Source organism: uncultured Roseobacter sp. (assembly GCF_947493125.1).
GTDB lineage: Bacteria > Pseudomonadota > Alphaproteobacteria > Rhodobacterales > Rhodobacteraceae > Roseobacter.
In genome coordinates this window covers 238,104-250,035 of the sequence record NZ_CANLQB010000007.1, presented here as the reverse complement: position 1 = coordinate 250,035, position 11,932 = coordinate 238,104, and the positions used below count along the sequence as shown (strand labels likewise).

Here is an 11,932-nt window from a genome sequence, read left to right as displayed (position 1 = left end):
ACCTTCGTGCTTTGGTTGAAGTCATTTAGGTTTGGGTTTTATGTGCCCGTTCGATACCGGTGGAATCGTAGTTTGCAGCCTTTATCAGCTATGCCTCCCGTGAGAAAAGCGAAACGCTCTTTGCAGCCGATGGGGTCGAGAGGCGGCTGTGTGCTGGGCACCAGGTCTCAGTCGCGTTTGAGCGCGCGATTTGTCGAAGATGGCCGGGCGCGGCCTTCGGCCTTCCGCTTTCTTGGTACGCTGGTGGATCGCAGCTATCTTCTGGTCGGCGCGGGCGTCGCCATCCGGATTGGCCGCAGAGCCGGGCTGCGGGGGAGACGCTTCTCACGCATGACTTCGTCACCGAGGCCCGGATCTCGCTGCGGATGTCCGCGCAGTTCTAGGGGCTGAGCAGGGTCGGCAGGCTCATCGACACGGCGGGGATGAAGGTGATCATCATCAGCGCCGCGAAGATCGCGAGGTAAAACGGCCAGATGGTGCGCACGGCGGTTTCCATCGGCAGCTTGCCCACGGCGCAGCCGACAAAGAGGCAGGAGCCGACGGGCGGCGTGCAAAGCCCGAGGCCCAGGTTGACCATCAGGATCATGCCGAATTGCAGCGGGTCGATCCCGAGGCTGGTCGCCACCGGCAAGAAGATCGGCGTGCAGATCAGGATCAGTGCGGCCATATCCATGATCATGCCGAGGATCAGCAGCACCGCGTTGATCATCAGCAGGATCAGGATCGGGTTGTCGGTGAGCCCGGTGAGCAGGGCTGCGGTCTTGTCGGGCACGCGGTAGAAGGTGAGCATATAGGCAAAGGCCCCGGCGCAGGCGATCAGGATCATCACCATCGCGGTCGTGCGCACCGATTGCGCCACCGCGGTGCGGAAGCTGGCCCATGTGATGCTGCGGTAGACGAACAGGGTCACGACGAAGGCATAGATCGCGCCGAACGCGCCGGATTCGGTGACGGTGAAGATGCCGGAGAGCACGCCGCCGACGATGATCACGGCGGTGAAGAGGCCCGGGATGGCGGCAATAAAGCTGAGCGCGAGGCTGCTCCAGCCCGGGAACACTTCGGCGCGGTAGCCGCGTTTCACCGCGACCAGATAGGCAGCGACCGCGAGGCAGAGGCACATCAGCAGGCCCGGCAGAACGCCCGCGAGGAAAAGTTTCGAGATCGAAATGCCACCGCCCGCCGCGATGGCGAAGATGATCATGTTGTGGCTGGGCGGGATGATGATGCCCGCGATGGAGGATGTGACGGTTACGTTCACCGCGTAATCGGCGTCATACCCTTTTTCCTTCATCACCGGGATCAGGATCGACCCCAGCGCCGAGATATCGGCGACAGCGGAGCCGGAGATGCCGCCGAAGAGCATGGAGGAGAAGACATTCACGATGCCGAGGCCCCCGCGCACGGCTCCGACCGCGGCAGAGGCAAAGCGGACGAGGCGCGCGGCGATGCCGCCGTGAAACATCAGCTCGCCCGCGAAGATGAAGAAGGGGATCGCCATCAGCGAGAAGACGTTGATGCCCGAGATGATCCGCTGCACCCCGATCATCAGCGGCAGCCCTTCGAACCAGAAGGCGGCCAGAGCCGAGATGCCAAGCGCAAAGGCCACCGGCACACCGATGATCACGCAGAGGGCGAAGATGCCCAGAAGAACAAAAAGGCCCACCGAAAAATCCTACCCTATGGTGTCGCTGCGATTGTCATGGCCTGTGGCGAGGCGCAGGAGATGGCCCACCGTGAAGAGCAGGATCAGCCCGCCGCCCACCGTGAGCGGCAGCGAGCGCAGCCCTTCCGGCAACTGGATGAGGGGGATCATGGAGCCCCATTTGAACAGCGTCAGCTTGGTGCCCTGCCAGAGCAAAAGGAGCCCGAAGCCAGCAAGCAGCAGATCCGTCGTGACGACAAACACCGTCCGCATCCAGCGCGGCACGATGCTGCGAAAGGCGGTGACGGAGAGATGCGTGCTTTCGTGAATGCCGACGGCGGCGCCGAGAAAGGCGATGGTCATGACCAGCAGCAGCGCGGCCTGCTCGACCCAGGTGGGCGTCGCGTTCAGGACGTAGCGGCCGAAAACCAGCCAGCCGAAGATGACGGTCAGCGTGACCAGAGACAGCCCCGTGATCAGCCGGCAGAGTGCAGCGATCGCGTCGAGGACCCGATCCATCGAAGAGAGCATGGCCGGCGGCTTCGGGCGGGCAGGCTGGTCCGTCATCACGTCTCTCCTGATGTGAAAGAAGCGCCCGCAGCCAGGCTGCGGACGCGAGAGGCAGGCCGGGTGCCTAGTCGGTCGTCTGGATCATCTCGACCAGCGGGCGCAAGTCCGGATTGCTGGCGAGATAGGTCTCGTAGACCGGCGTCATCGCCTCCTGGAAGGGGCCCTTGTCGGCGATCTCGTTCACGACGACGCCACCGTCTTCGACCATCTTGCGGCTGGTCGCTTCGCGCGCTGCCCAGAGATCGCGCTGCAGAGCTGCTGACTCCACCGCCGCTTCCGTCACCGCCGCCTTCATCTCATCAGAGAGGCCGTTGTAGACGTCGGCGTTGATGCAGATGCACTCCGGGATGATGAGGTGCTGGCTGAGCGAGTAGTAGCCCGCGACCTCGAAATGCCCGGTGGATTCGTAGGACGGCCAGTTGTTTTCGGCCCCGTCCACGACGCCGGTTTTCAGCGCCTGATAGACCTCGGCGAAGGCCATGGGCGAGGGGTTCCCGCCCAGTTCCGAGATCATGCCGGAGTAGAGGTCGTTGTTCATGACCCGTACCTTCATGCCGGAGACGTCTTCGGGGGCATTGATCGGCTTGGCGCCATTGTAGAAGGAGCGCGCGCCGGCGTCATACCAGGCCAGCGGCACAAGCCCCTTGGCGGCCATACCGTCGGCGATGGCTTGCCCGCCTTCGCCCTCCAGCACGCGGAACATGTGCGGCACGTCCTTGAAGATGAAGGGCAGCGAGACGACGTTGGCCTCCGGCGCGATCGGGCCGATGGGCCCAAGATTGAAGTTGCCGATCTCCAGCCCGCCCAGCCGGACCTGTTCGATGGCGTCGGGCTGGCTGCCCAATGTGCCGCCGTGGAACATCTGCAGTGAGATCTCGCCGCCGGTCTTCTCCTCCAGAAGCTCGGCAAACTTGTCCATGGCGACCGTATTGGGATAGCCGTCCGCGTGGATGTTCCAGCCGCGCCAATCGGCGGCGCTGGCGACACTGCAGAGCAGAGAGACCGCCGCCGCGGCCCCGAGCAAGGTTGTTGATAGTTTCTGATACATGTTGGTTCCTCCCTTTGGATCCTGGGCCAATGGCCTCAGAGTGTTGGCCGAAGCCGATTATGAAAAGACGAGCCCTCCATTAATGTCGATATTGGCCCCGGTGATGAAGGCGGCCTCCTCCGAGGCGAGATAGGCGACCAGATTGGCCACATCCTCCGAGGTGCCTTCGCGTTTCAGCGGGGTGATGTTGGCCACGTGGCTGCGCACCTCGTCCTTGGTGAAGACATTGTGAAAATCGGTGTCGATCATCCCGGGGCAGACGGAGTTGACGCGGATCTTGGGCCCCAGCTCCTTTGCCAGTCCTCGGGTCATCGTCATGACCGCGCCTTTTGACGCGCCATAGGCCACGGCGCCGGGCCCACCGCCGTCGCGACCGGCCTGGCTGGCCAAGCTGACAATGGCCCCGCCGTCCGACATATATGGCAAGGCCGCCTTGATCACGCGCATGAAAGAGGTGGTGTTGAGATCCATCACGCGGTTCCAATGCGCCACGTCCATCTCGGCGATGGTCTTGCGGGCGACAAGCCCGCCGGTGACATGCACCAGAATGTCGATGACTCCGCCGAAGGCTTGTGCCGTATCCTCTACTAGCGCGGCCACATCCGTGTCCGAGGTCATATCGCCCTGCCGCGCCAGCGCTTGCCCGCCCCGGCCACGGATCTCTTCGACGGCGCTGTCGGCGCCCTCGGCAGAGCTGTGATAGTTGATGGCAACGGCGGCGCCGGCGGCGGCCAGGCGCATGGCGCAGGCCCGCCCGATGTCGCGCCCTCCGCCGGTGACGAGCGCCACTTTCCCCGCAAGCGTGCGGGCGGTGGTCTCCGGGGCGGGTGCTGCTTGGCTCATGGCCGGTCCTTTCCATCCATCCGGTGCCGCAGTGATGCGGCCCGTTCCTCTCCGCAGGCGCGGAGGTTGCCTGGCTCCCCCCTTGGGACCCACCTTGGTTTGGCCACTCGCGATCAATGTGAAAATGGCCTTGGTTAATTTAGACGACTAGTATACTAGTATTGTCAAGACGTATTGTTGGCCAGGATCACCGATGCGGTCATCGAAGGGCCACAGGCGCAAGGTACTGCAGGCGCGGGCTCTGCAAGATCGGGCCTCCTGCTTGGAACGCCGCAAACGACGAGGATCGGAATGCCGGACATCTCTGACGTACTGGAGCGACGGACCACCACGGATCTGGTGTTTGATCAATTGCGGGACGAAATCGTTTCGTTGGCGCTTTTGCCGGGGGCCAAGTTGTCCGAGGCCGAGATCGCCCGCCGGTTCGGTGTGTCGCGCCAACCCGTGCGCGATGCGTTCACCCGTCTGGAAAGTCTGGATCTGCTGGTCATCCGACCGCAGAAAGCCACCAAGGTCCGGGGGTTTTCACGGGAGCGGATTGATCATGCGCGGTTCGTGCGGCTCGCCGTCGAACTCGAGGTGATCCGGAGCGCCTGCGCGGTCTGGGACAGCCCCCGGCAGGCGGCTCTGCAGGGCAATCTCGATCAGCAGCAGCGGGTGATCGAGACCGGCAATCCCGAGGCGTTCCATGTGCTGGACTATGAGTTTCACAAGCTGATCTGCGAATTGGGGGGGCATCCTCTGGCCTTTGATACCATCGAGGAATGCAAGCAGAGGATCGACCGGCTCTGTGTCCTCAGTCTGGGGCGTGCAAGCGAGGCCGCGACCCTCTTTGCGGATCATCAGGAGATCGCCAGCGGGCTGATGGAGCGGGATGCGGCGCGGGCGACGGCAGCGGCACGGCGGCATCTGGCCCGTCTCGACGACACCATTGCCGAGATCCACCGCAAGCATGCGGATCTCTTCGACTAGAGGGCCAGGGTTCCTCGCAGAAGGACAGGAGGTGTTCCCATGTCATCAGAATTTTGCGATTGTCGCCACCGATCCCGGCGTGACCCGTCAGGTGCTGGCCGATCACCCGGACCTGATGGTGGTGTCCTTCCGGTTTGAAGAGGGGGCCGAAGGGCAGCTGCATGCGCACCCGCACGTGCAGTCCACCTATGTGAAATCCGGCCGCTTTCGCTTCACCATCGGTGGTGAGCACCGTGTGGTCGGGCCGGGAGACAGTTTCGTGATCCCCTCGGGCGCGCGCCATGGGTGCCTGTGTGAAGCGCCGGGCGAGTTGATCGATTGCTTTACGCCGCGCCGCGCGGATTTTCTGCCGGCCTGAGCGGTTGTCCTTGTGCGGTTTCGGCCAGGTCTGGCCAGACGTCGCGCAAAAAAACCGTCAGATCGTTGGGTGCGAAGGCGATCCGCTGCGGAAACAGCAATGTGCTGACGAAGCCGCGGTGATAGGTGGCGTGGTTGACCAGGTGCAGCAGGATGTCTTCGCGCGACATCGCCCCGGTGCCACCGCCGACAAACTCGAAGTGAATGATCTGGGACAGCTCTGCCTCGGTCCATCGGCGGGCCAGATCGACATAATGAGCGTTCATCTCCCGCAGGCGCCGGGCCACCTCCCGGAAGGGCAGCGCGTCGCTGCGGCGCCTCGCGACATGAGGATGGGTGCCGCCGTCCAGGTGCGCACGGAACATCTCGGCAACCACCAACGTGTGGTCGAAGGTGCCCGAGATGCTGCCGAAGAGCGTGTCATGGGGGGCCATGAGGGCGCTTTCGTCGAGCTGTTCGGCGTTCTTGAGCATCACATCGTCTGCCCATGCCATATAGGCGGTCATGCGGTGTACCAGAGACAGATCGGGCATGGTGTGGCCTCCTTAGGTGGGCCCGGTTTGACAAATCATATTGCACCGATCAACAGTTACATTGTTCTCGGAGCAATTTGATGCCCAAACCCTATGCGCGTCTTGCCGATCGGATCGCCGCCCGGATTGCGACCGGTGAGTTGCCCATCGGGGCGCGCCTGCCGCCGCAGCGCCGGTTCGCCTATGAGCAGGGGATTGCGGTGTCCACCGCCAGCCGGGTCTACGAAGAGTTGCGCAACCGCGGGCTCGTCTCGGGGGAGGTGGGGCGCGGGACCTATGTGGCGAACCGGTTTGCGCCGCTGGATCCGGCGGTTCAGGAACCCTCGCGGGCCGGAATAGACCTTGAAATCATGTTCCGACTGAGTGCGCAGGCGCGGTGCGACATCGCGGCCTCGACAGCGCAGTTCTTCAGATCGGAGCTGCCGGACTGGGCCGCGGCTCCCTCGTCGGTGACTGGACCGATGGGCGCCATGAGGGCCTTGGCCGGGCTGATGGGCACGCGCGGGCATTCGGTTTCACCCGAGTGTCTGCTCTGCGCCGGAAACGGAAAACAGGCTATCTCCGCCTGTTTTTCCGCCCTTGCACCCCGCGGCGGGCGGATAGCCGTCGAGGCGCTCACCTATCCCTATGCGATTGCCACGGCCCGGTTGATGGGGATCGAGCTGGTTCCTTTGCAGCTCGATGAGGAGGGGGTGATGCCCGACGCGCTGGCGCAGACCGCGCGGCGTGGTGTGGATGCGGTCTATCTGCAGCCGACCCTGCAGAGCCCGCTGGTCCTGACCATGTCACAGGCGCGGCGGGCCGCTGTTGCCGATGTGCTCCGGCGGGAGAATCTCACCGCGATTGAGGACCGGGTCTATGGGTTTCTGCGACCAACCGCGCCGCTGGCCGCCTTGGCGCCGGACCATGTGATCCAGATCGACAGCCTCTCCAAACGCCTCATGCCCGGCCTGTCGGTCGGTTTGATCGCCGCACCGGACCGCCACCATGCGGCGGTGGCGCGGGCGTTGCGGGCAGGCGGGTGGATGGCGCCGGCGCTCTCGGTTGCTCTTGCGCAGCATTGGATCGACGAGGGCCTCGTTGCCCGCATCGAGGCGGCGAAGCGGCGCGAGGCGGAGCAGATGTTTGCCATTGCCGAGACGGCGTTGTCGCGCCTGGCGTTCACCGGCGGGCCGGACGCCCTGCACGGGTGGATCGCGCTGCCGCCTCGGTGGCGCGGGGAGAGCTTTGCCGCTGCCTGTGCCGAGGTCGGCATTGCGGTCGCGCCGGGGCGCGCCTTTGCAGTGACGCCGGGGGCTGCGCCCTCGGGGGTGCGGATTGCGTTCTCGGCTGTGGATCTGGCGACCTGGCGCTTTGCGCTGCAGGAGGTCGCGCGCCTCGCGACGGAGGGTGGCGACTGACCTGCGCTGCCGGGCGAGGCGGTCGTAGTGTGCTAGCCGCTGTCTTGCCGCGTCTCGCGATGGGCCGCGACGGAGGGGGCCCGCTCTCTCAGATCGGCGCAGGCGTCGAGGGCAAAGGTGCGAAACTGATCGAAATCCATCGGTTTTGCGAAGTAAAAGCCCTGCAGCGTGTCGCAGCCCAGATCCGCCATGATCGCGGCGTGCTCCGCCGTCTCGACCCCTTCGGCTGTCACCGAGATTCCGAGCGCCTTGCCCATTTCGATCATCTTCCTGACCAGGGCGCGCGCGGTCGGGTCCCTGTCGACGGGTTGCACGAGCATACGGTCGAGCTTCATCACATGCGGACGGAGGTGCTTGAGCCCGATGACCGAGGCGTGTCCGGACCCGAAATCATCCACCTCGATCTGGAATCCTTGCTTGCGGAGGCTGTCGATGCGCTCGAGAAAGTTGTGATCCTGCTCCTCGACCAGAACACTTTCCAGCACTTCGAGCGCGATGCGGGAGCCGCCGAGATCATATCCGGTCACGATGTCCTCGATCCGGGTGTTGACCAGTTGATGCACGTCCATGTTGAAGGCGATCTTGGGGATGAAGAGCTCTTCCGCGTTCAGACGGCAGAGCGCGTCGAGCCCGGCCCGGAAGATCTGCCGGTCGATGTCCGGGGTGAGCCGCAGCTGGTTGGCCACCCGCAAGAACTGGGCAGGTGTCAGCAGACCGCGGGTGGGGTGATGCCAGCGTGCAAGGGCTTCGACCCCGACAAACTCCTGGCTCTGCGCGTCGAATTGGGGCTGAAAGAAGGGCTGGAACTCTCCGGTTTTGAGTCCCCCTTCGATTTCCGCCGAGAGCATCCGCTTTTCGTTCACGATGCTGTGCAGCTGGGGTGTGTAGACGGTTGTGGTGTTACGCCCGAGTTCCTTGGCCGTATAGAGCGCGGAGTCCGCACTTTTGAGCAGATCGCCGTTTCCGATCAGGCCACCGATGGCGGAGGCGACGCCGAAGCTCGCCCCGACCCTGCAGATCCTGCCCTCGAAATTCATCTCCTCGCGGATCTGCTCCAGCAGCCGCTCCGTCATCTGCGTGGCCTCCGAGGTGCTAGCGCCCGCCGCAAGCAGGATGACGAACTCGTCGCCACCGATCCGCACGGCGATGTCTCCGGGCCGTATCCCGTTTCGCAGGATGGCGCCGACCTGCTGTAGAACAAAATCCCCGGCGCCATGGCCGAGGGTGTCGTTCACGTTTTTGAAATGATCGAGGTCGACGCGGATCAACGTGCGTGGCGGGTCGGCATCTGTGACCTCGGTCTCCAGTATACCGTCGAGAAAGCGGCGGTTGGGCAGGCCGGTCAGCGCGTCATGCAGAGATTGCTTCTCTATGGCCGCCTTTGCTTCGGCCAGTTTGTTCTGGGCCTCCTTGGCGCTGGTGATGTCGGTGGCAATGGAGGCAAAGCGGCGCCCGGTTTTTGCGGAGACGTCGAGCGGTGAAATGCCGAGATTGATCCAATAGGGCGTGCCGTCTTTGTGATAGTTGAGTATTTCGGATTGAACCGCATGTCCCGCATGGATGGCCTTGCGCAGGGCGTGCCGTGTGTCCGCATCTGTTTTCGGACCTTGCAGAAGCTCTCCCGGGCGTTTGCCGACGGCTTCGTCCTGAGTATATCCGGTGAGTTCCGTAAACGCATTGTTGACCCACAGAATGCGCTCCTCCTCGTTGGTCACGATGATGCTTTCGCGTGCCAGCTGTGCGATCTGGGCCAGTTCGGCCAGCTCACCTTGTTGAATGGCGAGCACCTTGCGCGACCTCTCCAATTCCTGGTGCGGGCGCACGATGGCGCGCATGCCCGAGGCGGCCATCAATCCAAAGGGCAGGATCAGGGCCAGCAGAGCCACGAGAATCCCCGTCAGGACGAGGTTGCGGCCGACGGTCTGGATGGCCGCCGCATCGGTGTCGACGATCAGGTGAAAATCAGCCCCCGGCATCTGTGTCGATACCGTTGAGCCGGTGCCGCGATGCCACTCTTCCCAGTATGTCTTCTGAAAGGTGGTGGCGATGATCGTCTTGGGCGCATCTTCGCCCGCGCTCAGAACATGGGTCAGATCCAGCCGACGCTCGAACGCCAGCAGACCTTCGAAGATCCCGGTGGAAACAACCGGAATTGTGATGAGAAAATGCGCGACATAGGGGCTGCCCGCAGGCCGGTAGGAGATCCGCGGCGCGATGGGCGCGCGCCCCTCCTTGATTGCGGCCATACCCTCGAGCGCTTCGACGGGGAGAAACGGCGACGGGGCCTCATCTTCGCCAACGGACAACATCACCCTGCCAGCTGAATTGATCAGGCGGACGTTGGTGGCGTTCTGCAGCCGCAGCAGAGCGCTTGTGGCGCGGGCAGGCCGGCTTTCAAACCCCATCAGATAGTCGATGAGATCAGGCGAGCGGGCGACAAACTCACCGTCGTCGAGGAGACTGTCAAGAATGCTGCCGATGACGTTTGCTTTTGTCTCCAGATGCGCCCGCTTGGCGTCCTGCTGCATCTGGTGCAGGGCCGGCGCCGAGGCGAACCAGATGGCCGCCGCGACGCACATGACCGAAAAGACATACCCGATGAACGTCAGTTTCAGAAACCGGGTGGTGAAGCTGATTTGCCGCATGCGCCGTCAGTTCGCGCCCGACCGGGCAGGCCGAGGCCTGAGGGTGAGAGTGCGCCAGAGATCGAAGATGAGAACAGCCCAACCGTCGCGCGGCGTGGCGCGCCGGGAGGCGGTGGTTCGGGGCAGGGCACCGCGCAGCGATGTGCTGCGGCGATACCCGGAGGGCAGCCCGATGTGCTGCTGCACCTGTCGCGCTGAGCTGTGCATGCGTTCCCTCAAAACCCCGAACCAACGACGTATAACGACTGACCAGATGGCTACCAGCGCGCGGTTAAGGCGTTGTGAAGTGAGCTGGCCCTGATCCGCGGCATCCGGGTGCGGTCGGTCGGGCGGCCGTGCTCTGCAGAGAGGCACAGCCGTCGGCCATGTCAGGGCTTTGGGACGGATGGCGCGTCGGTGCGTGCGTCGTTGGAATGCCGTTTTTCCATTTGATACCAGAGTGCTACGACCCGCAGTGGCTATGGCTGTCGGGGCTTTTCCTGAGATCCTGACCGGGCAGGGCTGTGCCGGCCTTGGTGGTGGAGCGGTGGCTCAAGCCTGTCAGGATTGACTCAATTTGGGGCTATTATGTCGAAGAGCGCCCACGTCAGGAGGGGTGCGGCGCGCCGGAGGGTGCCCGCATCTCGGTGGCGAGGGCCAGCCCATCGACAACGGCGGTGAAGGCCTCCGCATGCTCAATCTCGGCGTCCGGGCAGAGGTCGCGCACAGCCTCCAAGACCAGCGACATCAGACTGGAGCCGCCCACAAGCACCACGTGATCGACCTCCGCAGCCCGGAGGCCAGCACGTTCCACCGTGGTGTGCAGGGCAGCGGCGATTGTCGTTTTGTGGGGCCGAAGCGTGGCCGAGAGAGCGGTGCGGGTCAGTGGCAGCGCAAGATCTCTCTCGATGAAGGACACGTCGATGGCGGCCCCCTTCTCACCCGCGTTTGCGGCGATTTTCCCGGCCTCGACTGCGAAGGCGATGTCATGACCGAGCTCGAGATCAAGCACCTGTGCCAGGCGGCCGAGCCGGTCCGGCGCGACGGAGAGCCGCAGCAGCTCTGCCACCATCCGGCGCGTTTCCGGTGTGTAGAGAAACGGAATTTTCGCCCATGTCGCAAGATCGGCAAAAGGTGCGACCGGAACAGGCAAGAGGCCCGGGCCCATCTCGCGCCGCACCTCTGTCCCCAGACCCAGAGACGGCATGACATGCGACAGCGAGAGGGCGTGGTCAAAATCCGTGCCGCCGAGACGAACGCCATGGCTGGCCAGAACCCGAGGGTGCGTGCCGTCCTGGCGCACAATCGTGAAATCCGAGGTGCCGCCCCCGATATCGACGATCAGGCCGATCTGACCCTGCCGCCATCCGCGTGCGGCGGCGAGTGCGGCGGCTTCGGGTTCTGCAAGAAAGGATACCTCCTCGAACCCGGCGGCGTGATAGCAGGCGCGGAGGTCACGTTCCGCAGCGGCATCCTTAGCGGCATCTGCCGAATGGAAATGGACCGGGCGCCCGGAGAGCGCGCGGGTGATCCTGTGCCCGGTCTGGGCTTCGGCGCGCAGCCGGATCTGTTCGAGAAAAGCCGCAATGATCTCCTGCACGCTGCGGCGACGGCCCGAGATCAGGCGCCTTTCCTGGATCAAGGGCAGCCCGAGCACCGATTTCAGCGCCCGCATGAAGCGGCCTTCCTCCCCCGCAATCAGGGCCTCGACCGCGGCGGAGCCGATCCGCATCGGCCCCTCGTCAGCCGGGAAAAAGACGGCGGTGGGCAGAGTGGGCTGGCCGCGCTCGATCAGGATGCGGTGGACGGCGCCTTGCCGCAGAAGGGCGGCGGCGGAGTTGGAGGTGCCGAAATCAATGGCCAGGGGCGTGGAGGACGACATGGGAGAGACCAGGGTGGAGTGGGGCGCTCCACATACAGCGGACGGTCGCGGAAGAGAAGGG

The 11,932-nt window shown here is 64.2% G+C and carries 10 protein-coding genes; 3 read left to right on the top strand and 7 right to left on the bottom strand.

The genetic code is table 11. The annotated features are described in order from the left end of the window. Positions 1-379: 379 nt before the first annotated feature. The 4 genes from Q1A71_RS16630 to Q1A71_RS16615 form a co-directional block, all read right to left on the bottom strand. Positions 380-1,663: a TRAP transporter large permease gene (locus Q1A71_RS16630; RefSeq protein WP_299678793.1), complete on the bottom strand. Its 1,284-nt coding sequence runs from the start codon at positions 1,661-1,663 to the stop codon at positions 380-382. Between the two features lie 9 nt (positions 1,664-1,672). Then, the gene (locus tag Q1A71_RS16625) at positions 1,673-2,209 is read right to left on the bottom strand and encodes a TRAP transporter small permease (protein WP_299678790.1); all 537 of its coding nucleotides are present in this window, start codon (positions 2,207-2,209) and stop codon (positions 1,673-1,675) included. 67 nt (positions 2,210-2,276) lie between these two features. Beyond that, positions 2,277-3,260, bottom strand: coding sequence for a TRAP transporter substrate-binding protein (locus tag Q1A71_RS16620; RefSeq protein WP_299678787.1), 984 nt, complete (start codon positions 3,258-3,260; stop codon positions 2,277-2,279). Positions 3,261-3,317: 57 nt separating this feature from the next. Then, a complete protein-coding gene (locus Q1A71_RS16615; protein WP_299678784.1) occupies positions 3,318-4,103 on the bottom strand; it encodes an SDR family NAD(P)-dependent oxidoreductase in 786 nt (261 codons plus the stop codon). 291 nt (positions 4,104-4,394) lie between these two features. Between Q1A71_RS16615 and Q1A71_RS16610 the strand changes: the two genes are divergently transcribed. Together Q1A71_RS16610 and Q1A71_RS16605 are read left to right on the top strand one after the other, a co-directional pair. Further along, a complete protein-coding gene (locus tag Q1A71_RS16610) occupies positions 4,395-5,075 on the top strand; it encodes a GntR family transcriptional regulator (protein ID WP_299678781.1) in 681 nt (226 codons plus the stop codon). 31 nt (positions 5,076-5,106) lie between these two features. Continuing rightward, positions 5,107-5,433: a cupin domain-containing protein gene (locus tag Q1A71_RS16605; protein ID WP_299678778.1), complete on the top strand. Its 327-nt coding sequence runs from the start codon at positions 5,107-5,109 to the stop codon at positions 5,431-5,433. On the opposite strand, the gene Q1A71_RS16600 is transcribed toward Q1A71_RS16605, so the two are convergent. Beyond that, positions 5,399-5,965, bottom strand: coding sequence for a DinB family protein (locus Q1A71_RS16600; protein WP_299678775.1), 567 nt, complete (start codon positions 5,963-5,965; stop codon positions 5,399-5,401). The two genes, Q1A71_RS16605 and Q1A71_RS16600, sit on opposite strands and share 35 nt — an antisense overlap. An 80-nt stretch (positions 5,966-6,045) precedes the next feature. Between Q1A71_RS16600 and Q1A71_RS16595 the strand changes: the two genes are divergently transcribed. Next, positions 6,046-7,365: a PLP-dependent aminotransferase family protein gene (locus Q1A71_RS16595; protein WP_299678772.1), complete on the top strand. Its 1,320-nt coding sequence runs from the start codon at positions 6,046-6,048 to the stop codon at positions 7,363-7,365. Positions 7,366-7,397: 32 nt separating this feature from the next. Here the strand turns inward: Q1A71_RS16595 and Q1A71_RS16590 are convergent, their stop codons facing one another. Together Q1A71_RS16590 and Q1A71_RS16585 are read right to left on the bottom strand one after the other, a co-directional pair. Next, positions 7,398-10,010: a GGDEF domain-containing phosphodiesterase gene (locus tag Q1A71_RS16590; RefSeq protein WP_299678770.1), complete on the bottom strand. Its 2,613-nt coding sequence runs from the start codon at positions 10,008-10,010 to the stop codon at positions 7,398-7,400. A gap of 586 nt (positions 10,011-10,596) precedes the next feature. Next, the gene (locus Q1A71_RS16585; RefSeq protein WP_299678768.1) at positions 10,597-11,871 is read right to left on the bottom strand and encodes an Hsp70 family protein; all 1,275 of its coding nucleotides are present in this window, start codon (positions 11,869-11,871) and stop codon (positions 10,597-10,599) included. Positions 11,872-11,932 lie beyond the last annotated feature (61 nt).

Bases quoted from the DNA above. Each gene is read 5' to 3' on its own strand.
- Q1A71_RS16625 (WP_299678790.1), bottom strand. From the start codon at position 2,209: ATGACGGACCAGCCTGCCCGCCCGAAGCCGCCGGCCATGCTCTCTTCG.
- Q1A71_RS16620 (WP_299678787.1), bottom strand. From the start codon at position 3,260: ATGTATCAGAAACTATCAACAACCTTGCTCGGGGCCGCGGCGGCGGTC.
- Q1A71_RS16615 (WP_299678784.1), bottom strand. From the start codon at position 4,103: ATGAGCCAAGCAGCACCCGCCCCGGAGACCACCGCCCGCACGCTTGCG.
- Q1A71_RS16610 (WP_299678781.1), top strand. From the start codon at position 4,395: ATGCCGGACATCTCTGACGTACTGGAGCGACGGACCACCACGGATCTG.
- Q1A71_RS16600 (WP_299678775.1), bottom strand. From the start codon at position 5,965: ATGCCCGATCTGTCTCTGGTACACCGCATGACCGCCTATATGGCATGG.
- Q1A71_RS16595 (WP_299678772.1), top strand. From the start codon at position 6,046: ATGCCCAAACCCTATGCGCGTCTTGCCGATCGGATCGCCGCCCGGATT.
- Q1A71_RS16590 (WP_299678770.1), bottom strand. From the start codon at position 10,010: ATGCGGCAAATCAGCTTCACCACCCGGTTTCTGAAACTGACGTTCATC.
- Q1A71_RS16585 (WP_299678768.1), bottom strand. From the start codon at position 11,871: ATGTCGTCCTCCACGCCCCTGGCCATTGATTTCGGCACCTCCAACTCC.